25 protein-coding genes are annotated in these 23,825 nt (G+C 37.3%); 16 read left to right on the forward strand and 9 right to left on the reverse strand.

What is annotated here, in order from left to right:
• Positions 1-144: 144 nt before the first annotated feature.
• Genes AC0IWE_RS12410 through AC0IWE_RS12425 form a run of 4 tightly spaced genes read right to left on the reverse strand, consistent with a single transcriptional unit; the run spans position 145 to position 2,834 of the window.
• Positions 145-777 carry a response regulator transcription factor gene (locus AC0IWE_RS12410; protein ID WP_055914691.1) on the reverse strand — a complete coding sequence of 211 codons (633 nt, stop codon included), beginning with the start codon at positions 775-777 and terminating at the stop codon, positions 145-147.
• Positions 774-1,559, reverse strand: a complete 786-nt coding sequence (locus AC0IWE_RS12415) for a sensor histidine kinase (RefSeq protein ID WP_471793306.1) — start codon at positions 1,557-1,559, stop codon at positions 774-776. The genes AC0IWE_RS12410 and AC0IWE_RS12415 overlap by 4 nt, the downstream gene beginning before the upstream one ends.
• On the reverse strand, positions 1,538-2,185 hold the full coding sequence (locus AC0IWE_RS12420) for a hypothetical protein (RefSeq protein WP_471793307.1): 648 nt from the start codon (positions 2,183-2,185) through the stop codon (positions 1,538-1,540). The genes AC0IWE_RS12415 and AC0IWE_RS12420 overlap by 22 nt, the downstream gene beginning before the upstream one ends.
• A 10-nt stretch (positions 2,186-2,195) precedes the next feature.
• Positions 2,196-2,834 (reverse strand): hypothetical protein, encoded by a 639-nt coding sequence (locus AC0IWE_RS12425; protein WP_471793308.1) that lies wholly within the window; start codon positions 2,832-2,834, stop codon positions 2,196-2,198.
• A 253-nt stretch (positions 2,835-3,087) separates the two neighbouring features.
• Between AC0IWE_RS12425 and AC0IWE_RS12430 the strand changes: the two genes are divergently transcribed.
• From AC0IWE_RS12430 to AC0IWE_RS12495, 14 genes are all read left to right on the forward strand, one after another.
• Positions 3,088-4,296, forward strand: a complete 1,209-nt coding sequence (locus AC0IWE_RS12430) for a S8 family serine peptidase (protein ID WP_471793309.1) — start codon at positions 3,088-3,090, stop codon at positions 4,294-4,296.
• A complete protein-coding gene (locus AC0IWE_RS12435; RefSeq protein WP_471793310.1) occupies positions 4,275-4,493 on the forward strand; it encodes a hypothetical protein in 219 nt (72 codons plus the stop codon). Before AC0IWE_RS12430 ends, AC0IWE_RS12435 begins: the two co-directional genes overlap by 22 nt.
• Positions 4,490-4,693: a hypothetical protein gene (locus AC0IWE_RS12440; RefSeq protein ID WP_055914702.1), complete on the forward strand. Its 204-nt coding sequence runs from the start codon at positions 4,490-4,492 to the stop codon at positions 4,691-4,693. The genes AC0IWE_RS12435 and AC0IWE_RS12440 overlap by 4 nt, the downstream gene beginning before the upstream one ends.
• 293 nt (positions 4,694-4,986) lie before the next feature.
• Entirely contained in the window at positions 4,987-6,630 is a 1,644-nt protein-coding gene (locus tag AC0IWE_RS12445; RefSeq protein ID WP_471793311.1) for a glycine--tRNA ligase, read from the forward strand.
• Between the two features lie 356 nt (positions 6,631-6,986).
• Positions 6,987-7,862: a DUF6252 domain-containing protein gene (locus tag AC0IWE_RS12450; protein ID WP_471793312.1), complete on the forward strand. Its 876-nt coding sequence runs from the start codon at positions 6,987-6,989 to the stop codon at positions 7,860-7,862.
• Between the two features lie 271 nt (positions 7,863-8,133).
• Positions 8,134-8,541, forward strand: a complete 408-nt coding sequence (locus tag AC0IWE_RS12455) for a helix-turn-helix domain-containing protein (protein WP_055914709.1) — start codon at positions 8,134-8,136, stop codon at positions 8,539-8,541.
• Positions 8,542-8,627: 86 nt separating this feature from the next.
• Positions 8,628-9,392 (forward strand): SDR family NAD(P)-dependent oxidoreductase, encoded by a 765-nt coding sequence (locus tag AC0IWE_RS12460; RefSeq protein ID WP_471793313.1) that lies wholly within the window; start codon positions 8,628-8,630, stop codon positions 9,390-9,392.
• Positions 9,393-9,580: 188 nt separating this feature from the next.
• On the forward strand, positions 9,581-10,270 hold the full coding sequence (locus tag AC0IWE_RS12465; RefSeq protein WP_471793314.1) for a CAP domain-containing protein: 690 nt from the start codon (positions 9,581-9,583) through the stop codon (positions 10,268-10,270).
• A 128-nt stretch (positions 10,271-10,398) separates the two neighbouring features.
• Positions 10,399-11,919: a catalase gene (locus AC0IWE_RS12470; RefSeq protein WP_463493155.1), complete on the forward strand. Its 1,521-nt coding sequence runs from the start codon at positions 10,399-10,401 to the stop codon at positions 11,917-11,919.
• Between the two features lie 140 nt (positions 11,920-12,059).
• Positions 12,060-12,572, forward strand: coding sequence for a GtrA family protein (locus tag AC0IWE_RS12475; protein ID WP_471793315.1), 513 nt, complete (start codon positions 12,060-12,062; stop codon positions 12,570-12,572).
• Positions 12,573-13,319: 747 nt separating this feature from the next.
• Positions 13,320-15,101 (forward strand): aromatic amino acid hydroxylase, encoded by a 1,782-nt coding sequence (locus tag AC0IWE_RS12480; protein WP_471793316.1) that lies wholly within the window; start codon positions 13,320-13,322, stop codon positions 15,099-15,101.
• Positions 15,102-15,352: 251 nt separating this feature from the next.
• A complete protein-coding gene (locus AC0IWE_RS12485) occupies positions 15,353-16,054 on the forward strand; it encodes an SDR family oxidoreductase (protein ID WP_463493153.1) in 702 nt (233 codons plus the stop codon).
• 52 nt (positions 16,055-16,106) lie between these two features.
• A complete protein-coding gene (locus AC0IWE_RS12490) occupies positions 16,107-16,469 on the forward strand; it encodes a magnetosome magnetite crystal formation protein family (protein WP_463493152.1) in 363 nt (120 codons plus the stop codon).
• Between the two features lie 117 nt (positions 16,470-16,586).
• On the forward strand, positions 16,587-17,132 hold the full coding sequence (locus AC0IWE_RS12495) for a C40 family peptidase (protein WP_463493151.1): 546 nt from the start codon (positions 16,587-16,589) through the stop codon (positions 17,130-17,132).
• Here AC0IWE_RS12495 and AC0IWE_RS12500 read toward each other — a convergent pair whose 3' ends face one another.
• The 5 genes from AC0IWE_RS12500 to AC0IWE_RS12520 all read right to left on the reverse strand — a co-directional run bounded on the left by AC0IWE_RS12500 (position 17,133) and on the right by AC0IWE_RS12520 (position 20,989).
• Complete coding sequence (locus AC0IWE_RS12500) at positions 17,133-17,738, reverse strand: YdeI/OmpD-associated family protein (protein WP_471793317.1); 606 nt, start codon at positions 17,736-17,738, stop codon at positions 17,133-17,135.
• A 10-nt stretch (positions 17,739-17,748) separates the two neighbouring features.
• Entirely contained in the window at positions 17,749-18,267 is a 519-nt protein-coding gene (locus tag AC0IWE_RS12505) for a hypothetical protein (RefSeq protein WP_471793318.1), read from the reverse strand.
• 89 nt (positions 18,268-18,356) lie between these two features.
• Positions 18,357-19,244: a flavin reductase family protein gene (locus AC0IWE_RS12510; protein WP_471793319.1), complete on the reverse strand. Its 888-nt coding sequence runs from the start codon at positions 19,242-19,244 to the stop codon at positions 18,357-18,359.
• A 227-nt stretch (positions 19,245-19,471) separates the two neighbouring features.
• Entirely contained in the window at positions 19,472-20,467 is a 996-nt protein-coding gene (locus AC0IWE_RS12515; RefSeq protein ID WP_471793320.1) for a fumarylacetoacetate hydrolase family protein, read from the reverse strand.
• 66 nt (positions 20,468-20,533) lie between these two features.
• Positions 20,534-20,989, reverse strand: a complete 456-nt coding sequence (locus tag AC0IWE_RS12520) for a hypothetical protein (RefSeq protein ID WP_055914747.1) — start codon at positions 20,987-20,989, stop codon at positions 20,534-20,536.
• A gap of 279 nt (positions 20,990-21,268) precedes the next feature.
• Here AC0IWE_RS12520 and AC0IWE_RS12525 point away from each other — a divergent pair, with 279 nt between their 5' ends.
• Together AC0IWE_RS12525 and hppD are read left to right on the forward strand one after the other, a co-directional pair.
• The gene (locus tag AC0IWE_RS12525; RefSeq protein WP_471793321.1) at positions 21,269-22,435 is read left to right on the forward strand and encodes a homogentisate 1,2-dioxygenase; all 1,167 of its coding nucleotides are present in this window, start codon (positions 21,269-21,271) and stop codon (positions 22,433-22,435) included.
• A gap of 112 nt (positions 22,436-22,547) precedes the next feature.
• Positions 22,548-23,750 (forward strand): 4-hydroxyphenylpyruvate dioxygenase, encoded by a 1,203-nt coding sequence (gene hppD, locus AC0IWE_RS12530; protein ID WP_471793322.1) that lies wholly within the window; start codon positions 22,548-22,550, stop codon positions 23,748-23,750.
• Positions 23,751-23,825: the final 75 nt, after the last annotated feature.

Here is a 23,825-nt window from a genome sequence, read left to right on the forward strand (position 1 = left end):
AATGATGAAATTTCATGCATCAAAAGTAAACAAATTGGTTAATTGTTTGGAGTGGCATTACCGATTAGGTATTGAGATTGGTTTTTCGCTTAATTTTTGGCATGTTGCGAGGTTAACTCCTTTATTCAGTTAAAAAAATATTCCTCAGGCAAATCCATTTTTGATAGCAAAAACAGCCAATCCTACACGTGTTTTAAGTTCGAGTTTTTCGCAAAGCTGATCGCGGTAACTTTCTACAGTGCGTGGACTACAGAACATTTTATCAGCAATTTCTTTATAATTAAGCTCGGTAACGGTATACTTAAGAAATTCTTTCTCGCGGTCTGAAATTTTAATTTCAACATCCTTGCTTTTATTAAGGCTGGAAAAAATGATTTTTGAAGCCCAGTCGGGATAGAAAAAACCGTTGGCATTTAATTTCGTAAGTGCATTTTCAAGCTCTATCGGATGTGCGTTTTTTAACAGATAAGCTTTGGCTCCATTGCTCACCATCTTAATAACGCTTTTTTCTTCCCCTTGCATGCTTAGTGCCATTACCTTTACCTCCGGAAAGTGTGCGGTTAACCAGCTAACCGTTTCAAATCCATCCATAATGGGCATACTGATATCTAAAAGTACAATATCAGGGATTTTATTCTTGTTTTCGAAGTTTTGAATCAGTTCTTTCCCATTTTCACAGACATAAATTACCTCGAAAGCCGAAAAATTATCAATAATACCTTGTAGCGCCTTTGCTATCAGCATATGATCATCAACAATAACTACAGTTTTTTTCATGAAGGGCCATTTAAAATAACAGTAAGTGTTGTGCCGAAACCTGGTTTACTTTCCAAATTGAACTTCCCTCCTATTATTTCGGCTCTTTTTTTCATGTTTTTTAGTCCAATTCCGTCAGAAGTTAATTTACTAAAATCGAAACCTTCCCCGTCATCCTGAATGCTTAAGGTTAAAAATATCTCGGCAGACGAATAAAGTTTGATCTTGATCTTGTTGCAATTGGCATGCTTTAAACTGTTTTGAAGAAATTCCTGAGTAATGCGCAGCAGGACGTTTTTTTTCACAAATTCCAGGAAAATCCCATCCGCATTGTGTTCAAAAATTACCTTGCATTTTCTTAAAGCATTGATGTTGTTTACTTCTTCCTGTATTAAAGTTACAATTTCATTTTCACTTATATTATCGTCGGTTAAATTTTTCGACAAACTCCTCAAATCTTGCAACGATGAATTAATGATCTGATAAATCTGTTCTATTCTTTTACTTGCTTGTGGCACCTTATTTTCGTGCACAAGCTGTTGGGTATACAAACTTACCAGTGTTAATTTTTGGCCGATATTATCGTGTAGTTCTCGGCCAATCTGCTGCATAGTAGCCTGTTGTATTTCCAATTGGGTTGTTAAAAGTTCTTTTTGGTGTATTTCGTTACTGATTTGGATCTCATTCAGAAACTCTCTTTTCCGTTCTTTATATTTTTTGATATACACCAGTATGGCCACTACAAAAAGCACAAAAAACAGATTGAAAAGGATAATTGTAATTAAGAGTTCTGTTTTCCCCATATAAATGAAATTGAGAATAGTGCATACATAACAATTCCTGAAATGAGGAAATAATCGAAATAAACAGTCCAGATCTGAATATATGCCCTTAAAAGTGAATAAAAAGTGAAGAAAGGCAATGTTCCGATGTAAAATAAGGTAACCCCCAAATTAATATAGAACATTCTATTTTTATTGAAGTGCAGAATATTAGCTGAGTTAACCTGATTATAATATTCTTTAATTACTAAAAACATCAGCAACAAACAGCCCATGGTATAACTAAATGAAAAGTAAACTTTACTTTCTTTAAAGAAAAGCCTGCTGAGTATAAAGGAGACAACATAGACGGAAGCTATAACCCAAAAAAGCTTTTTATTGTTGAATGATTTTAAGGCATAAAGCCAGTAAAAAAATACAAACTGGAAAGGGATAACGAAATAATTATAATATTTTGTTTTTGAAAAGCTGATGTATTCCCCTCCCCATTTGCCAATAACTTCACAAATAAAAACGATGATTAGGTAATAAATAAAATATCTCCAATACTCACTTTTTAATCTTTTTAAATATAATAAGGAAATGAGTGCCGCCGCTCCCTCAACCCAAAGAAAACTATCGCTTAAAAATTGCTGAAAGTTATTCATTATCAAAATATTAATAAGACTCTACTCCTGAATCTGCAGGTGGAATGGTTTGGCCGTGATTTTGTGCCATAACCTGGCGCGATTGGGTATCGCCAGCATCAGAACTCATCGCCATCAAGGTTACCGGGCGATCGTTTTCGCGTTCCTTTATTATAAATGTTGTTTCATCCAAAGGATTAAAGTCATAATCAAGGTTGCTTCCCTGGCTGATTTTCTTTTTTAAAGTAGGGATCATGATTAGCGTATGTTTCTGGGCATAATCCTTTCCTATTGCTTTTTCATTGGCCATATTTTCCCATTCACCTTCTTTAGGGTAAGCCGCGTAATAAAAACGGATGCCAAGTGCAGCAATTCCAATACTGGAATTCCTTTTTTTGGTTTGGTATTCAATATCTGTAATAAATTTTTTGAGTGTTTTCAAATCAAAAGATACCGAATGTGCATCATCCAATCCCAAAGTTTTATTAATGGCATCCAGGTGGTTAGTTCGATAGTTATCAACCATGTGATGGATAATTTTGGGATCCATGGTGTTGGGATATTTTCTTTCGCTTTTATCTATTACGCTGATCAATTTTTGAAACAGGTATAGCACTAAAGCACCACATAAAAAAACAATGGCATAAACCGGTAAATTTTGCATTTCCATAATTTTTGAGTTTTAATTAAAGTTAACTTTTATTCTCAAATGTGCTAAAACTTTTATGGATAACTGATGGGGTTTTCCCCATATTTTATTGCTGTTTTTACTGCTTTTTATTTTGTTGCCATCACTACTGATTTCTAGTGATTTACCTAAGGTTATTCTGCCACTATTCTAACAATTTTGGGAAGTGTTTAACACGAACCGGAAGAAGCCGAAAATCCGGAATAGAGTAGGCAAAACTTACAACCTAAAAACCATGTCAAAAACATTAAAAAAAGAAGAAAAAGTAGAGTACACCGGCAGATACCTTGTACTTTTACCAGAAGGTTCGAACACAGCAGATTCGATCAGCCAGATCAACACCATCAGCGGGCTTAACCTAAAAAGCTCTTTAGAATTTGAAAACGAATTTTTTACCGACAAAGATCTTGATAAAACTGATGGTATTGTGTTGGATAAATTGGGCATTGCTATCGTAAATGAAAAACCCAAGGCAGAAAATTCCATCAGCAGTTTAGGCGATAGCGAAATGATCGTTGAAAAGGAACGGGTAGTTTATGCCATCGGTATGCTTGATGAAAGCACCCAAAATTATGTGGAAGGCTATCGTGATGCGGTAAACCAGATGACCAATATGCTGGTTGGTACAGAAACAGAGAATTTTAATTTTGAAGAGCAGGATTCAGAGGTAGAATCAGTTGGTGCCACCTGGGGATTAAAAGCTACCAATGTTGTACCAAGCACCTTTTTAAGGTACAATCCATACAATGGAGCAGGCATTAAACTAGCAATATTGGATACTGGTTTCGATTTTAACCATCCAGATTTTGCTGGCCGCCCAATTGTTCATCAAAGTTTCATCAGTGGCGAAAGCACACAAGATGGTCATGGCCATGGCACCCACTGTACTGGTACATCTTGCGGTCCGGCAAGTTCTCCATCAGCAACAGAAAGATATGGAATAGCCTATGCAGCAAGCATTTACATTGGTAAAGTTTTAAGCAATGGTGGTTCTGGTGGTGATGGGGGCATTCTTGCAGGTATTAACTGGGCAATTGCTAACCGTTGTGATGTGGTGAGCATGTCGTTAAGAGGTTTGGTAAACGGAACCGGCTATTCGGCTGTATTCGAAACTGCCGCAGCACGCGCACTGGCCCAGGGAACTTTAATTATTGCCGCGGCAGGAAATGATTCGGCCCGACCAGGGATTGTAAAACAGGTAATGCACCCTGCAAACTGCCCATCTATTATGGCTGTGGGTGCGGTAGATGTAAATATGAATGTTGCAAGTTTCTCTAACGGAGGCCTATACCCAACTTATGGTGCGGTAGATATTGCTGCTCCGGGCGTAAATGTATACTCTTCTACAAAATTACCAACTAAATATGCAAGCTGGAACGGTACCAGTATGGCTACACCACATGTTGCTGGTATTGCAGCGCTGTGGGCACAGCTACCGGCTTAAGGGGCATAAACCTTTGGCGTAAATTAACTTCAACCGCAAAAGCATTACCTTTACCTGGCAGAGATGTTGGTGCAGGATTGGTACAGGCACCTACAAAAACAAGATTAATCAAATTCCCAATTGATAAAACTCCGATTTTGATTCATCCAAAATTCCCTTTCGATCCAATTGGTCCAATTGAAAAAATTATACGATGAAAACGAAGTGGTTAATATCTGTAGAGCATGGTGCAATGGAACAAGTGGCTAAAGAACTGCGCAAAACGGGCATTGCTGATATAGAAGCCCTGGATGCGATAGGTGTAATTGTTATTGTTCCCGGCGAACAAAAAATTGCAGATATCAAAAAAATCGATGGCGTAATAAATGTTGAGGAGGAAAGGGACATTAGCATTTAATAGAAACCATTAATCATTAACCTCTTAAATCGGTGTAGCCTTGTGTTGCACCGTTTTTTTTGTGGGGAAATATTCTTTTTGGAGCCTAATTTTTATTGGAGTAAGCATTTATACAACAAGGTTTGCTATCACAAAAGACCGCTAATATTAAAAGCCAGGCGAGGCTGTCGGCTGAAAAAGTCTTCTCGTGATCTACAACATTTCTTTAAACCCTAAGGTTACTTTGCGACTGATCAAAAACCTTAAGTCCTTTACCTTTAAACCCTGCACCTTTTTATTATCTTTGCTGCATTATGGCTCAAAAGAATAACGACGAACAATTTAAAAATGTAATATCACACGCTAAAGAATACGGTTTTGTATTTCAGAGCAGCGAAATATATGATGGCTTAAGCGCTGTTTATGATTACGGCCAATTGGGTGCCGAGTTAAAAAACAACATTAAAACTTACTGGTGGAAAGCCATGGTGCAAATGCACGAAAACATTGTAGGAATTGATTCTGCAATTTTTATGCATCCTAAAGTTTGGAAAGCCAGCGGACACGTTGATGGTTTTAACGATCCCATGATCGACAATAAAGATTCTAAGAAACGTTACCGTGCCGATCAGTTATTAGAAAATAAAATTGATGAACTATATTCAGAATTGGCCAGTTTCAGTGCAGAAAACAAAGCTAAATTTGAGGAGTTTCAGCAAGAAATATTAGGATTAAGTGATGAAGGACAGGCAGCATGGATTCCAAGTTTTAAAGATGAGGCTACCATTTTAGACCATGAGAAATATCCTTTTGTTGATGAAACAAGCTGGAGATTTGTTAAAAAAGGTTTAGCACTTGAGGTGGAAATGAACCTGGCACTTAAATCAGAAAACCTGGCACAGTTAAAAGATTTAATTGTTGGTTATAAAGTAATCTGCCCGATTTCTAAAACCTCAAACTGGACAGATGTACGGCAGTTTAACCTAATGTTTAGCACGCAATTTGGTGCTATGGCAGAAGGAAGTGATGAAGTTTATCTTCGTCCGGAAACAGCGCAGGGTATTTTTGTTAATTTTTTAAATGTTCAAAAATCTGGCAGGATGAAAATTCCTTTCGGTATAGCGCAAATTGGTAAAGCTTTCAGAAATGAAGTAATTGCACGTCAGTTCATTATGCGTATGCGCGAATTTGAGCAGATGGAAATGCAATTTTTTGTTCGCCCAGGTGAAGATAAAAAATGGTTTGAATACTGGAAAGATGCCCGTTTAAAATGGCACAGCGCTTTGGGTACTGCTCCTGAAAAATACCGTTACCACGATCACGTTAAACTGGCGCACTATGCCAATGCTGCAACTGATATCGAATTCGAATTCCCATTCGGATTTAAAGAGGTTGAAGGGATCCATAGCCGCACTGATTTCGATTTAACGCAACACCAGGAATTTTCGGGTAAAAAAATGCAGTATTTCGATAACGATTTAAATGAAGAAGGTAAACCTTATGGTAATTACGTTCCTTATGTAATCGAAACTTCAATCGGTTTAGACCGCATGTTCCTCTTAACCATGATCAATGCTTTTGAAGAACAGGATTTAAGCACCGATGATAAACAGGATAGCCGTACATTATTACGTTTACATCCTGCTTTAGCGCCTTATAAAGTAGCTGTTTTTCCATTAACGAAAAAAGATGGCTTACCTGAAAAAGCACGCGAAATTATGGATACGCTTAAGTTTGATTTCAACTGCATTTACGAAGAAAAAGATGCCATTGGTAAGCGATATCGCCGTCAGGATGCGGTAGGAACTCCTTTCTGTATTACGATTGATCATCAAAGTTTAGAAGACAATACCGTTACCATCCGTCACCGCGATAGCATGGATCAAGAACGTGTAGCCATCGCAGATTTAGGGAACATTATAGGTTCGGCAGTAAGCTGGAAAACTTTGTTGGCATAAAAGTATAATCTGTCATCTCGCGCGAAGAGCAACGAAGCCGAGAGAGGTAAAGATAGATCTCTCCACTGCGTTTAAGTAGATGACGAAAATTTTACGAGGTCGCAGGTTTAAACCTGCGACTTTTTTTGTGTAACACATATGGATTTTAGCCGAACGTAATCCGTTTCAAATAGAACTAAAAAATAAAGTGCGTTGCTAGTCTGATAAAAACTCATGGAATATTGATTTCCGCACCTTTGAAATAAATAAAATTGAACTGGTTTATAACGATTGGTACCAACGAGAAAGATTTGTTCAAAAATTGCATCAGTTTTCTTTATCTTAGCCTTTAAATTAACCATAACAAATTAACACTCGTGAAATTACCTTTCAAACTATCCCTATTGGCATTCGTATGCCTATTAATTACATCATCCTGCAAAAAAGAAATCGATTATCATCAAGATTGGGTTACATCAACCATGAGCGCAAAAGTTGATGGTACTTTGTTGCAATGTACCATAACTACGGCCCAGGTTTATGATGCTGGCGGAAAAATAAGCGCACAAATTTCGGGTTTTAAAGGCTCTACTGCATTTACATTAATAATCAGCGATTTTAAAGGCGTAGGCACTTACAGTTTATCCGATAACAATTTAGCTAGTTATCTTACCGGTACATCCTTCGCTCAGGATGCTTACATCGGAGGTAGTGCTGGAACAATTAAAATAACCAGTTATTTAGCGGATAAATACATTAAAGGCACTTTTGAATTTAAAGGTGAAAATGTATCTACTTTAACAGTTAAAACCATTACCGAAGGACAGTTTAATATCAGTTTGGTTCCGGTTAAACTCCCTGAAACCAACAATAGCACTAATAATTTAAGTGCAAAGGTAGATGGTACCACAATTGGATTTACCGGAGAAGCAACATCAACCAATGCTCCCATTATTGGCAACTTCCTTACTATTGTAACCATAAATGGTGATAAACGTATGATTCTTGGCGTATTAGGTTATAAAGGTGTAGGCACTTACGATTTTTCAACGGATGGATCTGCAACATATATGAAAGATCAAAGTCCTACAGGTTCATTTACGGCAACAAGTGGCTCGTTAGTAATTACGAGTGAAGCTGGCGGCAAACTTAAAGGAACGTTTTCATTTAAGGCACCCAATGAAAATTCTACAATCAATACATCGGTAACTGTTACTGACGGTACCTTTGACATGCCCTATAGCAAAAAATAAGAGTTAATTTTCTTAAATGAGAAGGGCAGCATTATCATTAAAGATTTGTGATCATGAGCTTGTCGAAGCCTATTTAAATACCCTTAAAGTGTTTCGACAAGCCCAACATGACATAATAATTTAAAGAGAAATAGTTTTATAATGCATCCTCTTTTGTTATAATGGAAATTAGTAGCCGTAATCCTTCAGTCACAAAAGGCAAATGCCCAGTGTGTAATTTCTTATTCATTTTACCGAATGGTATATTTGTTTAGCGATCAAAATCATTTATATGAATATTCCACAGAAGTTTTTTGCCCGTCGACATGAAATTGCGGCAGATTATTTAAAAGAATTAGATAAACATCTCGACGATATTGTATCTGGCCGCGCAACTGAAATGTTTGAAGTAAGGGATTTTGCCGATTTAATCCATGTACATCCAACTCACCTAAGCAACACCATTAAAGCCGCTACAGGCCATTCGCCATGTTTCTTTTTCGAAGAGCGATTAATGGAAATTTCAAAATCGATGTTGCAAAATGTAAGTATGCCCATTGCCGAAATTGCGCGGATATTAACTTACGATCCATCCAACTTTACCAAGTTTTTTAAACACTTTGCAGGCCAAACCCCAAAACAGTATAGGGAGGCTTATTTTGAATCTTTGGCAACAAAAAAGGAAATTATCACCATATAAAACTTAAGCACTCACCATTTTTACTTAAGCTATCACCATTTTTACAGCAAATTTCCATCTAATTTTGTTTAACAAATTAAAAGAAAATGGAAACACAAAATAAAATTGCCCTGGTAACCGGCGGTAGTCGCGGATTAGGAAAAAATGCAGCCTTAAAAATCGCTTCTAAAGGGATAGATGTAATTATAACCTATCAATCCAAAAAGGAAGAGGCAGAACAAACCGTAAAAGAGATTAAAGAATTCGGCGTTAATGCAGCTGCTTTACAGTTAAATGTAGCCGACAGCACTACTTTTGATGCTTTTTTCGCTGAAGTTAAAAACGTATTAAAAAATGTTTTTAATGCAGAAAAATTCGACTTTTTAATAAACAATGCAGGCGTCGGCATCCACGCTTCTTTTGCCGAAACCACCGAAGAACAATTTGATACTTTGGTAAATATCCATTATAAAGGTGCTTTCTTTTTAACGCAAAAAGCCCTGGCCTTATTAAATGATGGAAGTGGGATTATTAACGTTTCAAGCGGCTTGGCACGTTTTGCTACTCCGGGTTATGCGGCCTATGCAGCTATGAAGGGTGCAATGGAAACATTAACCAAATACCAGGCAAAAGAATTAGGCGCAAGAGGAATCAGATCGAATATTATTGCTCCAGGAGCTATTGAAACCGATTTTGGCGGTGGTGTTGTACGCGACAATGACCAGGTAAATGCAGGAATTGCTGCTAATACCGCTTTAGGCCGTGTAGGCTTGCCAGATGATATTGGTGGCGTAATAGCATTCTTATGTACTGAAGATGCAAGATGGATCAATGCCCAACGCATTGAAGCTTCAGGCGGTATGTTTTTATAATCATAAACTTAGTTTTTGACCACGAATGCACTAAGGCACCAAAGTTAATAGCTTGGTATTTTGGTGTATTTGTGGTTATTTTTTTGCCTAATTGAATAATAAACGCCCTACCCAGACATAACGCCAACTAAAATTCATTAAACAGAAAATAATCAGCATCAAACGGCGTTATCCATGAAAATCATCCCATGTTTAAAATACTGCTACCAGCACTTTTTGTATTCCTTATTATAGGCCATGCCAATGCCCAAAAGTGGACAGATGCCGAATTTCGTAAAGCAAATACCGCAGCAAATGCAGCTTACTTAAGCAACGAAGAAAAAAACATAGTGATGTACATGAATCTCATCCGAATTGATGGAGAAAAGTTTTATTATACTTTTTTAGAAGATTACATTAATAACTACAATGCCAAAGTTCGGCAATATAGAAACTACAATGAACTTAAAATTACACGAAACAACTCTTACTATACCTCTTTATTGAAACATTTACAGGGCATCAAAAATTTGCAGATGTTTTATCCTGATGATAAACTTACCTCGTTAAGCCGCAACCATGCCCAGGATTTAGACAGAAATAACCTCGATACACATGAAAGTAGCAATGGCGATAAATTTTCGAAGCGTTTATCTAAATATTTTCCTAATAAAGCCATGAGCGAAAATATCGATTTTGGTTATTCGAACAGTTTAGATATTGTATGCCATTTGTTGTTGGATTGTGGCGTACCATCTCTTGGTCACCGCTTTAACCTATTGGATCAGAAATACAAACTCAATACGGTCGGCGTAAGCATTCAGCCGCATCCTTCTTACTCCTGGTGTGCAGTAATCGATTTTGTTGCGCAACCTACATTTTACACTAATAACCAATAAATTATAGTAGATTTATCTGTTGCATTTTTTATAAATGCATCAATTTTCTCTATGTCAAAATAGAAAAAAACTATTTATTTGCCTGCGAAAATTACTCCATTTTTATATCAGATTACAAACCCTAAACGATGAGCGAAAAGAAAAAGCTAACAAGTGCATCGGGCATTCCATACGCAAATAACGAAGATAGCATGACGGTTGGTCCACGTGGCCCGATTCTGATTCAGGATTTCATTTTACACGAAAAAATGGCTCATTTTAACCGTGAGCGGATACCTGAACGGGTGGTACATGCAAAAGGATCTGGTGCTTATGGAACTTTTACTGTTACCCACGACATTACAAAATATACAAAGGCCAAACTTTTCTCCGAAATTGGGAAGCAAACCCGTACTTTCTTACGTTTTTCTACTGTTGGCGGCGAAAAAGGTTCGGCTGATAGTGAACGCGATCCGCGTGGCTTTGCGCTTAAGTTTTATACTGAAGATGGAAACTGGGATTTGGTTGGTAACAATACGCCCGTTTTCTTTGTGAAAGATCCGAAAAAATTTGGCGATTTTATCCACACCCAAAAACGCGATCCGCAAACAAATATGAAAAGCCCGACCATGATGTGGGATTTTTGGAGTTTGAATCCTGAAAGCTTACACCAGGTATTAATTTTAATGAGCGATAGGGGAACACCATTTTCTTACCGCCATATGGATGGTTTCGGCAGTCACACCTTCTCTTTTTACAACAATAAACACGAGCGTTTTTATGTAAAGTTTCACTTTAAAACTAAACAGGGTATCCAAAACTTTACCAACAACGAAGCTGTTGACATGAAATCTCAGGATCCCGACCATTCACAACGCGATCTGTTTGAAGCCATAGAAAGAGGTGAGTTTCCGAAATGGACACTTAAAGTGCAGATTATGCCTTTTGATGAAGCCAAAACTTACCACATTAATCCATTCGATTTAACCAAAGTTTGGCCACACCGCGATTATCCATTAATTGAAGTGGGTGAATTGGAATTGAACGAAAATCCTGACAATTATTTTGCGCACGTAGAGCAAGCCGCCTTTGCTCCTGCACACGTAGTGGATGGCATTTATTACTCGCCGGATAAAATGTTGCAAGGAAGGATTTTATCTTATCCGGATGCACAACGTTACCGTTTGGGTGGCAATTACGAACAAATTCCGGTTAACCGATGTCCGTTTATGACCAATAATTACCAGCGCGATGGTTTAATGGCAGTTAATGGTAACGGTGGATCGAACCCAAATTATTTTCCAAACAGTTTTGATGATATTGTGGTTGATGAAAGTTATAAACAACCCGCCTGGCCTTTAGAATCTTTATTGGCCGATAGTTACAATAGAAATGCTGAAGGTGAAAACGATCATTATACGCAACCAGGCAACTTATTCCGTTTAATGGATCCCGAAGCCAGAAAAAATACCATTGCAAATATTGTAAGTGCAATGGGTGGCATAAATGGTGTTAAAAAGGATGAAATTGTAAACCGACAGCTTTGCCATTGGTTTAGAGCAGATATGAGTTTAGGCCTGGCAATTGCAAAAGGTTTGGATTTAAATTTAGACCAAGCAATGGAAGGTATGGTGCATGCAGATCCGCCGCATAAAGCCACTAACGGGTAACGGTATTAAAATGTCTCCAAAATTGGAGGCATTTTTTGTTTCTATAATATTCTGTATAAAAAATTACCTTTGCGCGTAATAATGATATGCCATAGCTCGTTTTTGATCATTTGAGCTTATAAATTTAACTTTGAACCCCAATGCGTAATGCAATTTTAGTCATAATAGATTTTTTCTACCCGCCTTTTAAAAAATATATCTCTCCACATAATTTCAGGTATTTGGCTACAGGTGGTGGCACTTTATTATTGGGTATACTAAGCTATTATTTCGCTTACTTTTTCATTTTTAAAACAGCGGAAGTAAATTTTGGAGTAATTGTACTTCAAAGAGAAACCGCATCACTACTGGTAGATTATTTAGTTGCCATACCAACCAGTTTTTTACTGAATAAATATGTAATATTTACTCACAGTGAACTAAAAGGCAGGGTTCAGCTCTTCCGTTTTTTAAATCTTCAGTTTATCAATATTCTTGCAACATATGTTTTTCTAAAGTTTTTATTGGAGCTTTTAAGAGATTACCCCGCTTTATCTATTTTATCAAGAATATTAGTTTCTGTTTCAATGGCACTTTTCAGTTACCTGTATCAACACTATTTTACATTTAGTGTAAAAAAAATCGGGGATAAAAATGAAAAGAAAAATCAGTAATTCAGTTTGGCAATAGCATTGTTTTGCCACGGAGACACAGAAAGCACGGAGAACTATATCGTCCTCGTTTGTAACGAGGACTATTTAAGTATCGTCATTGCGAGAAGGCTTTTTCAGCCGACGAAGCAATCTTTATGGCAAGGCTCACTAGCATAAAAGATTGCTCCGTACCTCAGCAATGACGACCGCTTTAATAATACCTGTAAATGGTAGCATAGCAGAAGCACTTTAACGACAGATTTACACAGTTCAATTTGCCACGGAGACACGGAAAGCACGGAAAACTACATCGTCCTCGTTTGTAACGAGGATGTACGAGTAAAGCGATTTTATCGCGCTTAAAGGAATTATTTTCGCATTGCAAATGCGAACCTCAAAAATCCTCGTTACAAACGAGGACTATTTAACGTATCGTCATTGCGAGAAGGCTTTTTCAGCCGACGAAGCAATCTTTCCTGTAAAGATTACTAACATGAAAGATTGCTTCGTCGTTCCTTCTCGCAATGAAGACCGCTTTACTAAACCTGTAAATGGTAGCGGAGTTGAAGAACAGTATAAAGATTTAGCAAAAAGGCATTCAGAACCACTTCGATGAAATTCCATCAACCCTTCACTAACCATTAATTTTTCTTATTTAACACCCAAAACCTTTATTACTTTAACCTGTTAATTAATCCTGTTGCTTACTTGTTAAGATAAAAACAACAAGCTAACTTAGCTGCCGACCAACTTATTTTAAGAATAACCATGAGCCATTTTAATGATTTTAATAATGCGCAGGTAGCAAAATTGCCCAATCATTTGAAGCAATTTATTGTTGACCAGAATTACGCAAAATATACGCCGGTTGATCAAGCAGTATGGCGTTACGTAATGCGCCAGAATTACAGTTACCTTAAAAATGTTGCTTATTACCCATATATAAAAGGTTTACAGCGGGCTGGCTTGAGTATTGAGCACATTCCTGATTTACAAACCATGAATGATAATTTGGGTAAAATTGGTTGGGGGGCTGTAACGGTTGACGGATTTATTCCACCAGCTGCTTTTATGGAATACCAGGCTTACCGTGTTTTGGTAATTGCTGCCGATATCCGCCAGATTAACCATATCGAATATACTCCGGCACCCGATATTATACACGAAAGTGCAGGCCATGCACCTATTATTGCTGATGCCGATTATAATAGTTATCTAAGTTATTTTGGTTCAATTGGAGCCAAAGCCATGTTTTCGGCCAAAGATTTCGAACTTTATGAAGCCATAAGAAAGCTTTCTATTTTAAAGGAAGCTAATGATGCCGACGAATTTCAGATTGCCAAAGCAGAAAAAGAACTCCGCTACATTAGCGATAATATGGGCGAACCTTCTGAAATGGCATTGCTTGGCCGCTTGCATTGGTGGACGGTTGAATATGGTTTGATCGGCACATTAGAAAACCCAAAAATTTATGGTGCAGGCTTACTTTCTTCTATAGGTGAAAGTGCAACCTGCATGCAGAATGAGGTAACAAAACTTTGGTATAACATGGATACCATTAATTACCCATACGATATTACCAAGCCACAACCACAACTTTTTGTAACTGAAACTTTTCACAATTTAATTGATGTTTTAGAAACTTTTGCCAACACCATGGCTTTTAGAAAGGGAGGTACAGAAAGTATTATGAAAGCCATTGCCTGCAAAAATATAGCAACAGCAGTTTACAGCTCGGGCTTACAGGTGAGCGGTATATTTACCGATATTGGTATCGGCATAAAAGATGAAGTAACTTTTATTAAAACAACTGGTCCATCTGCACTGGCCTTTAATGGCAAACAACTAATTGCACATGGAAAGGATTACCACGCCGATGGATTTTCTTCGCCGGTTGGTAAATTAAAAAACAGCACAAAGGCTTTAGAAGATAATAGCACAGCAGAATTACAGGCTTTAGGTATTATTTTAGGTGAAAAGGCCGAACTTTTGTTTGAGAGTGGCATTAAAGTGGTTGGGCTTACAAAAGATATTTTATTTAAAGAAAATAAATTGATTTTAATTGCTTTTAAAGATTGTACTGTTACAGAAAGCAACGGAAATATTTTGTTTAAACCCGAGTGGGGCATTTATGATATGGCAGTAGGCGAGAAAATTATCTCGGTTTTTAATGGCGCGGCTGATAAAGATGCCTATGAAGAAATTACTTTAATCAGTGGGGAGAAAACCCATCAAATTGCCTACGATGATAAAACAACAAAGCTACATGCTTTATACCAAAAAGTAAGGGAGATTAGGGAAAGTGGAGAAAACCTGGATATGCTTTCTGAAATTTTCGCGGAATTAAAAACCGGCCACAGGCAAGATTGGCTTTGTGCATTAGAAATTTTGGAGATTGTTTACCATAAAAAGATTTTCCACCAACTTGAAAAAGAAGTTCAGGTATATTTAGAAATTAAAGCGGGCAGGGAGTTAGACCATTCCAAACTCATCAGTGATGGCTTGCATGTGATTAAAAATCCGGTGAGCCAATTGCTTGTTGACGATTGAGTACATTGAGAATGGAATAGAGAATTAATTGCTTATCCAACAATGCTCTTCAAACAAAAACTATAATGAGGCTTAAAAAGCGGTCGTAAACCTAAATTATTTCATGGTATTATTCAAAATAGTTGCTGATTCTGAAGATTCCGTTCAGCATAACGAAACATTGCTCAAATATTATGAATTTTCTTTCAAGCTAGAATTATCTTAGGCTAAAACATTCCAATCTTTTAACTTTACAACAAATTAAAATTTTAATGAACATTATAATTACAGGTGCTAGTAGTGGAATTGGGTTCGAAACTGCTTTAGAATTTAGCTTACAGAAAGAAAATAAAATAGTTGCTATTGCCCGTTCGGCTGATAAGCTACGTAAATTGTTGGAAATAGCTAAGGGCATTAATCCTGACTGCACCCTTTTGCCAGTAGAGTTTGATATTGTGAATGATGATTATGCAGCCTTATTGCCATTTTTAAAAGAGCGTTTAGGAACAGTTGATATTTTGATTAATAACGCTGGTGCATTGATTAACAAAGCATTTTTAGAAACTACAGAAGTTGATTTGGGTGTAATGCTCCAAAGTAATGTAATTTCACATTTCAAAATGATTCAGAGTGTTTTACCCCTATTGCAAAATGGAAGCCATATTGTAAATATTGGCAGTATGGGCGGTTTTCAGGGGAGCGTAAAATTCCCTGGTCTTGCTGCCTACTCTGCAAGTAAAGCAGCCTTGCACACTTTAACTGAATGTTTGGCATTTGAATTGGCCGAAACCGGAATCAAAATTAACTGTTTGGCATTGGGATCGGCACAAACTGAGATGCTCGAAGCTGCTTTTCCGGGATATCAAAGTCCGGTTATGGCCTTTGAAATGGGAAAATATGTAGCTGATTTTGCAAAAACAGGACATAAGTTTTTCAATGGAAAGATTTTGCCGGTAGCGGTTACTACGCCTTAATATTCATATTTTTTAGTAATTTACAAGCCTAAACGGAAAACTAAAAAAATCTATGGAAACAAACTCCCCTTTTAAAACTGTCGATAACGGAAAAAATGCAGCAGTAGTTAGCTACATCTTCCTTATTGGTTGGCTAATATCATACTTTGGTATGTATAAAGACAATAAAACGCCATTATCTAGTTATCATTTAAGACAATCTTTATTGCTTCATTTAGGCATAATTGTACTTAATGTGGCTGTAACCATAATTATTATGATTATTCCAACGGCAATTTTTGGTTACCTAAGCTATGCGATCTATATTGCGTATATTATTTTCATTATTTTAGGTGCAATAAGTGCAAATAATGGCGAGCAGAAGCCTCTTCCGATAATCGGAGATAAAGCACAAACGATGTTTCCAAGTATTTAATCGAATTCAAATATTTTAAATGAGAGTCTGGGTAACAAATCCCAGACTTTTTTGTTTTAACTCGTTTTCAACATTTTAACCGACTTTAGATATTTTTTATATCTTTGGTTCCAACATATGAAGAAAATAATAGTCCCGATTTTGTTTTTCATTTTGTCTGCTACGGCAGGAAAAGCCCAAACAATCTTACCCGCACAGTACCAGGAGTTGGTAAAGAAACTTGTTGCCACCCTTCCTAAAGAGGTAACCGTTACCGAAAACAATTCTACAACAAACTCAACATCACTTATCGATTTTGCCAAAAGCATGCTGGGAATTCCCTATCGTTATGCCACCAGCAACCCAAAGGTTGGCTTTGATTGTTCTGGCTTTGTTAGTTATGTTTTTAGCAATTTCGGGTTCAAAGTGCCACGCTCATCGCGCGAATTTAGCTATGCAGGCAAAGAAACGAGCTTGGAAAATGCAAAAGTAGGCGATGTGTTAATTTTTACAGGAAGTAATTCGAGAGTAAGAAGAATTGGCCATGTTGGCATTGTTTATTCAATTGATGAGAACGGGATTAAATTTATCCACGCATCGTCGGGCAAAGCACACCAGGTAACAATTACCGATCTGGATGGTCATTATAAAGCCCGTTTTATGAAAATTGTGAGTATTCTTTAGTTATTTCTTATACTTCCACATCCTCGTTTTTCCTTCGGCAAGCCATTCTAATGTGGTATCCAATCTTTTTAATCTGGTTGCTTCGGTTTTAGCCTCTTCCAGCCATAATATATAATCTTTTTTATTGGATAAACTAAAATTCTGGAACACAGCCATTGCCTGGGGTGCTTCATTTAAGGCCTCTATAAAATAATCTGGCAAAATGAGTTCTTTTTTCTCTGTATATTTTGGTTTTGGTGGCAGTTTAATATTTTCCTCATTTAATTGAATTGCCTGCTGGATATAAGCAATAAGAATTTCATCGGGAGGTAAATCACTAAAAGAAGTTATTTTACCAAGCAAGCCCATTGCATTAGAACGTTCTTTAAAAATACCATATTCATCTTGCATCAATGATCCTTTCCAAAAGCCAAAGGCACAATGATTTTTAAAAGATGCCATATGGCAAACCGTTCCCTTGAAATCGAAAAAGGGCATCCCCCACTTAATTTTTTCTTCAATCCGGGCATCGGCTTTATGTACAAGGTTTCTTAAATGATCCAAAATTGGAATCGCAAATTCTGCCGAGTTAATGATGTACTGATCTACCTGAACAATTGTATGCATAGTTAAATGATTACCATGTAATATTATCTGGACTTTTTAATTTGATAAGATTCATTTGCGCCTCTTTATTTAAAATCAGAATTACTTTCTTAAATGAACTTATCCGTAGATTCACTTTAAATTCCGTTCGAATTTCCTTATCTGCATCATACAGTATAATTAAATCATAACATCTCCGTAAGAAATTAAAATAACCTAATCTTCTATCATCAATAGGGTTATAAAAACCTCTGGCATAATCAAAACTATTGAAATGATTTAGGTTTATACTAACATTTTTATTCCATGGAAAAATATAATAAATATTCATTTCCAACGCACTATTTACTTCTATTATAGCACTATATCTTGAAAAAAAAACATAAAAAAGGATGATCAATACTGGCAAATAAACTAGCATGGCCAACAAATTTGCACCATAAATAATCGTAAGCAGAATGGAAGCAAGTGGTAACAAAACAAGTAAATATATATTTATTGGATAATTAGATTTATATCCTATATATTGTAAGGAAGGCTTTTTTGACATAATTTGGAAATTTCATCCTTTCAATAAAAATCTATCCATTTAACTATAGCTTTAGTACTAATATATTAAATACCAAGCTTAAATTACCTTTAAAGCAAAACTATTTTTAAAGCAAGTTCTACTTCTCCGAAATTGAGAAACTTCTTTGCAAGCTCATGCAGTTCCCTTTCGCGGTTGGTGCTATCGCCGATAGTAGCATCCAGCACCTCTTTAACATCTGCGTGATTGCTTACCAGATCAATTTCCTCGTCGCTGGGTAAGTGTTCAACATTGCCTAACTTCCCTAAATCATTTCCGGTTAATACTTTCGAAAAACGGACGGAGTGAGGCAAACGATCTACCCCTATCCCCAGTTTAGCCAATGGTTTTGCAACTTTAAATAGGTTATTGTCTGTAACCCTGCAATACCAATCGCCACCTAAACGCGCCACCAGATCGATTTTATGCTGATCTATTCTATTATTTTCATCTAAAATATCCTCGTTAATATGAATCAGCTTAATTTCTGCCAAAATAAGATTGCCGGCACCATGGTTATTGCCCAAAGAAATTACTTCATTCACTACACACTCAAACTGCACCGGTGCTTCTGCTACTCTCGGTGGTTGTACCATCTCAGATTTTAACATCGTAAAACCCGCTTTTTCAAATTCATTAACCCCTTTTGCGTATTCAGTACTAGCCAAACTTATCTGCTGCACCATATCATAATTCACAATATTGATTACGCATTCTTTTACCTGAAGTACGTTTTCTAAAGTATGTTTGGTGGTATTATCCCGAACCCTTCTGGATGGAGAAAACACACAAATTGGCGGCTTTGTGCTAAACATGTTAAAGAAACTGAAGGGGCTTAAATTGATATTACCATCAGCATCAATGGTTGAGGCAAAGCAAATTGGCCGCGGAGCGATAGCGTATTGTAGATAATTCTGTAAATCTACAGCAGAAAGATCGGAGGTATTTAAGGTTAACAATATTTACACAAGTTAAATTGTTGTTTAAATGAAGATTATAACAAGCAAAGTTTGGCATTTCGAGCGTTGTGAAACCTAGTCGGTAAAGCAAAAAAGATAGATTTTTTTACCTGCTTTGCCACAATCAAGCGGATTAATTTAACCTACCTAAATGAGTGATCAGGATGTCAGCTGACTTCATGAACCACGAATAAATGATAACAATGCTTATTATTTGAGCGCATATATTATTTCTTCAAACCTAAGATAGAAAAATCTGTATCAGCTTTTGTAATGGTATTGGTTAGTGCGCCGAGGCCTGTAATTTCCATTTCCACCACATCGCCTGGTTGCAACCACTGTACTTTGTAATTGGGATCGTTAAGCAAACCTGTTCCGTTTAATTCTAAAAAACAGCCTGTACCTACCGTACCGGAGCCAATTACATCACCTGGAAGAATATCTACCCCATAAGCACAACGTTCTATAATCTCGGCAAATGTCCAGTCCATATCTGCTGCATTTCCTTTCGAAACTTCGATACCATTAATGCGGCAGGTCATTTTAAGGTCGTATGCATTACCCACATGGCCTTCTTTGGGGGCAACTTTATATTGCAACAATTCATCTGGTGTTACCAGCCACGGACCAATTACGGTAGAGAAATCTTTTCCTTTTGCCGGGCCTAAATTCAGGAGCATTTCTTCCATTTGTAAGGTGCGCGCACTCATATCGTTCATTACCATATAACCGGCAATGTACCCATCGGCTTCTGCAGCTTTTACGTTTCTCCCCTTCTTACCGATTACAACGGCAAGCTCAAGTTCAAAATCGAGTTTATCAAAATGATCTGGCATGCATTCGATTTCTCCTGTGCCTTGAATGGCATTATGATTTGTGAAATAAAAAATCGGATACTCATCAAACTGAGGAATCATATCAACCTTTCTGTTTCTCCTTGCGGCCGCAACATGCTGCCTAAAAGCGTATCCATCTCTGCAACTTGTAGGGTGAGGAACAGGTGCTAAAATTTCATAAAAAATTTCTTCTTTAGCTGTTAAACTTCCTTCTTTTATTTGATCATCAATCTTTTTTGCCCGCTCCATCAATACCTCTCCACCAAGCAAAAACGCGTTCATATTATCTGGAATAAGCTTATCGCAGCTATTTAAGTTATAGATATGTCCACTTACAAACACACCAAGATGCTCTCTGTCTTCGGTTTTATAGGATACTAGTTTCATATATCATTTGGTTAAATATGCGGTAAAGCTAAGCAATTAGGGCATTCAAAATAAAACTTAGTCGTATTATTTTAACACGGTATATTGCTTTAGGTTTGATTTAATCAGTGGAAAATCTTTTGCCTGTAAACCTTTGTAATTTTTTTTATTAGAGAACAATCCTCCGATCAACAACCCTCCTGAAACGCCAACAGGCACTCCTGCAGCAATTAGCACTACAGATTCTACCAACTTATCGCTCTTGGCAGCCAATACAAAAAAAGTTAAACCTCCGGCAATGGCTAAGGGTGCCGCAATTCCTTTCCGGTGAATGTACAACGCGCTAATGCTATCGGCACTGAGTTTTACGGTATCCCTTCGGTTTCTGATTATGGTTACACCATCATCGGCAGCAGCATAAAAAGAACCTCTTGTGGCGTTGCCACTCCGATCTACAACCCTAACTGTGTATTTGGCTCTTTGTTGTGCATTTACGGTATAACTTAAGGCTATACAAATTAAAAATGTAAAAATTAACTTCATAAAATAACGGGGCTATATGCAATTAAAGGTAAATTAAAATTTCAACTTTTAAATAAAATACTTACCTTGGCAACATTAAAACCATGATCTTAAAAGCATTACATATTAACTTAGTGAACGACGCCATAGCTGCCCGTCGCTATAAGATGCTATCCAAGCTGATCATGGCTCAATATTCTCTGTAATTTCCTCAACCCTTTCTTGCTGATTGAAACGCATTTCCGTTTTAATTGTTAATTCATTAGGATTTTTCTTTTCTAACCATAACATCATTTAATTATGCCTATTTATCATAAATTGGGGCAGATTCCAGCTAAACGCCACACGGTTTTTCGTAAACCTGACGGAAATCTTTATGCAGAAGAACTCGTATCAACCGAAGGATTTTCGAGTTTATATTCGCTGGTTTACCATTGCCATCCACCAACAATTGTAAAAAATTTAGGTGAACCGTATAGTGTAGAACCCACTATTGCCCGCGAAAAGCACTTAAAGCACACCAGTTTGATCGGTTTTAACATTAAACCTGAAAACGATTTTCTGAAAAGCAGAAAAGCAGTTCTGGTAAATAGTGATCTGCATATTGTTTTGGCAGCACCAAGAAAATCGATGACGGATTATTTCTACAAAAATAGCCAGGCCGATGAAATGATTTTTATCCATGAAGGTTCGGGGAAATTGAAGACAGGTTTCGGCGAGATCAAATTTGCTTATGGCGATTATCTGATTATCCCCAGAGGAACCATTTACCAGATGGAATTCGATAACGAGCAGAACAGGCTCTTCATTGTAGAAAGCTTTAGTCCGCTTAGGCCGCCAAAAAGATACTTAAATCAATTTGGCCAATTGATGGAACATGCTCCCTATTGTGAGCGCGATTTAAGATTGCCCGAAAACTTGCAAACGCATGATGAATATGGCGATTTTAAAGTGCTGATTAAAAAGCAGGGCTTAATTTATCCATATACTTATGGTACACATCCTTTCGATTATATAGGCTGGGATGGTTACCATTATCCATACGCGTTTTCAATACACGATTTTGAGCCGATAACAGGCCGTTTACACCAACCACCTCCTGTTCATCAAACTTTTGAAGGGCACAATTTTGTGGTGTGCTCTTTTGTTCCGCGGAAATACGATTACCATCCAGATTCTATTCCGGCACCATATAACCATAGCAATGTAGATAGCGATGAGGTGCTTTATTATGTTGATGGCGATTTTATGAGTCGGAAAAGTGTAGTTAAAGGGCAAATTACCTTACATCCGGGCGGTATTCCTCACGGGCCACATCCGGGCACCGTAGAAAAATCAATCGGAAAAGAAAAAACAGATGAGCTGGCAGTTATGGTTGATCCTTTTAAACCGCTAATGCTTACGCAAGATGCATTGGATATTGAGGACGAAAATTATCATAAAAGCTGGCAGATTAACGTAGAGTAAAGCTAGGATGATTAAGATTTCGGGATTATAAGATATAAGCTCGTTAAAGTAACATGCACAGTTAACCGATTTAAACAATTAAGCGGTTAACCATTTAAAAATAACAACAACAATGGAAACACAAACATTCGCAGAAAAAATATCGAAAGCACCAGATTTTCTGCCGATTAACGGAACTGATTATATTGAATTTTATGTGGGCAATGCCAAGCAGGCTGCGCATTATTATAAAACCGCATTTGGTTTTCAGAGTTTGGCTTATGCCGGACCAGAAACTGGTGTTCGCGACCGCTCTTCATACGTATTGCAGCAGGGTAAAATCAGATTGATCTTAACTACGGCATTAAAATCTGATCATCAGATTGCTGAACATGTTAAAAAACATGGCGACGGGGTAAAGGTATTGGCCCTGTGGGTTGATGATGCTTACAGTGCGTTTGAAGAAACCACAAAACGTGGCGCAAAACCTTATATGGAGCCGAAAACTTTAAGCGACGAGAATGGAGAAGTTAAAATGAGTGGCATTTATACTTATGGCGAAACCGTTCACATGTTTATTGAACGAAAAAACTACACAGGCACATTCATGCCCGGTTACCGCGTTTGGGAAAGTGATTACAAGCCTGCTGATGCCGGGCTTTTATACATCGACCATTGTGTAGGCAATGTAGGTTGGAACCGCATGAACGAGGCTGTACAATGGTATGAAGATGTAATGGGATTTGTAAACATTTTATCTTTTGATGATAAGCAAATCAACACCGAATATTCGGCTTTAATGAGCAAAGTGATGAGTAATGGCAATGGCTTTTCAAAATTCCCGATCAATGAGCCTGCAGAAGGCAAAAAGAAATCGCAAATTGAAGAATACCTTGAATATTATGAAGGTGAAGGTGTTCAGCATATTGCTGTGGCTACAAAAGATATTGTTACAACCGTTAAAGAATTAAAATCGCGTGGTGTGGAATTTTTAAGTGCCCCTCCAGAGGCTTATTATGATATTATGCCACAGCGTGTGGGTAAAATTGATGAAGAAATATCGTTATTGGAAAGCCTGGGCATTTTAGTTGATTGTGATGAAGAGGGATACCTGCTGCAGATTTTCACTAAACCGGTTGAAGACCGCCCAACCCTTTTCTTTGAGATTATTCAGCGTAAAGGTGCGCAGAGTTTTGGCGCGGGTAATTTTAAAGCCTTATTCGAATCGTTAGAGCGTGAGGCAGGAATTGAGGGGAAATTTATAATACAGGGATTCCTCATATTATTTCGTCATTTCGAGCGAAGTGCAACGAAGCCGAAAAATCTGTTTAGATAGATCTCTCCGGTTTGCTACCCATCAGTCGAGATGACGTTTTTTTATTTAGCTCGTCATTCCCCCGCAGGCGGGAAT

It is taken from the genome of Pedobacter sp. AC402 (genome assembly GCF_979252805.1).

Coding starts and splice junctions, on each gene's coding strand:
- AC0IWE_RS12495 (WP_463493151.1), top strand. CDS start 16,587: ATGAAGAAAATAATAGTCCCGATTTTGTTTTTCATTTTGTCTGCTACG.
- AC0IWE_RS12415 (WP_471793306.1), bottom strand. CDS start 1,559: ATGGGGAAAACAGAACTCTTAATTACAATTATCCTTTTCAATCTGTTT.
- AC0IWE_RS12525 (WP_471793321.1), top strand. CDS start 21,269: ATGCCTATTTATCATAAATTGGGGCAGATTCCAGCTAAACGCCACACG.
- AC0IWE_RS12460 (WP_471793313.1), top strand. CDS start 8,628: ATGGAAACACAAAATAAAATTGCCCTGGTAACCGGCGGTAGTCGCGGA.
- AC0IWE_RS12430 (WP_471793309.1), top strand. CDS start 3,088: ATGTCAAAAACATTAAAAAAAGAAGAAAAAGTAGAGTACACCGGCAGA.
- AC0IWE_RS12440 (WP_055914702.1), top strand. CDS start 4,490: ATGAAAACGAAGTGGTTAATATCTGTAGAGCATGGTGCAATGGAACAA.
- AC0IWE_RS12480 (WP_471793316.1), top strand. CDS start 13,320: ATGAGCCATTTTAATGATTTTAATAATGCGCAGGTAGCAAAATTGCCC.
- AC0IWE_RS12455 (WP_055914709.1), top strand. CDS start 8,134: ATGAATATTCCACAGAAGTTTTTTGCCCGTCGACATGAAATTGCGGCA.
- AC0IWE_RS12485 (WP_463493153.1), top strand. CDS start 15,353: ATGAACATTATAATTACAGGTGCTAGTAGTGGAATTGGGTTCGAAACT.
- AC0IWE_RS12465 (WP_471793314.1), top strand. CDS start 9,581: ATGTTTAAAATACTGCTACCAGCACTTTTTGTATTCCTTATTATAGGC.
- AC0IWE_RS12500 (WP_471793317.1), bottom strand. CDS start 17,738: ATGCATACAATTGTTCAGGTAGATCAGTACATCATTAACTCGGCAGAA.
- AC0IWE_RS12520 (WP_055914747.1), bottom strand. CDS start 20,989: ATGAAGTTAATTTTTACATTTTTAATTTGTATAGCCTTAAGTTATACC.
- hppD (WP_471793322.1), top strand. CDS start 22,548: ATGGAAACACAAACATTCGCAGAAAAAATATCGAAAGCACCAGATTTT.
- AC0IWE_RS12515 (WP_471793320.1), bottom strand. CDS start 20,467: ATGAAACTAGTATCCTATAAAACCGAAGACAGAGAGCATCTTGGTGTG.
- AC0IWE_RS12445 (WP_471793311.1), top strand. CDS start 4,987: ATGGCTCAAAAGAATAACGACGAACAATTTAAAAATGTAATATCACAC.
- AC0IWE_RS12490 (WP_463493152.1), top strand. CDS start 16,107: ATGGAAACAAACTCCCCTTTTAAAACTGTCGATAACGGAAAAAATGCA.
- AC0IWE_RS12470 (WP_463493155.1), top strand. CDS start 10,399: ATGAGCGAAAAGAAAAAGCTAACAAGTGCATCGGGCATTCCATACGCA.
- AC0IWE_RS12475 (WP_471793315.1), top strand. CDS start 12,060: ATGCGTAATGCAATTTTAGTCATAATAGATTTTTTCTACCCGCCTTTT.
- AC0IWE_RS12420 (WP_471793307.1), bottom strand. CDS start 2,185: ATGAATAACTTTCAGCAATTTTTAAGCGATAGTTTTCTTTGGGTTGAG.
- AC0IWE_RS12425 (WP_471793308.1), bottom strand. CDS start 2,834: ATGGAAATGCAAAATTTACCGGTTTATGCCATTGTTTTTTTATGTGGT.
- AC0IWE_RS12505 (WP_471793318.1), bottom strand. CDS start 18,267: ATGTCAAAAAAGCCTTCCTTACAATATATAGGATATAAATCTAATTAT.
- AC0IWE_RS12410 (WP_055914691.1), bottom strand. CDS start 777: ATGAAAAAAACTGTAGTTATTGTTGATGATCATATGCTGATAGCAAAG.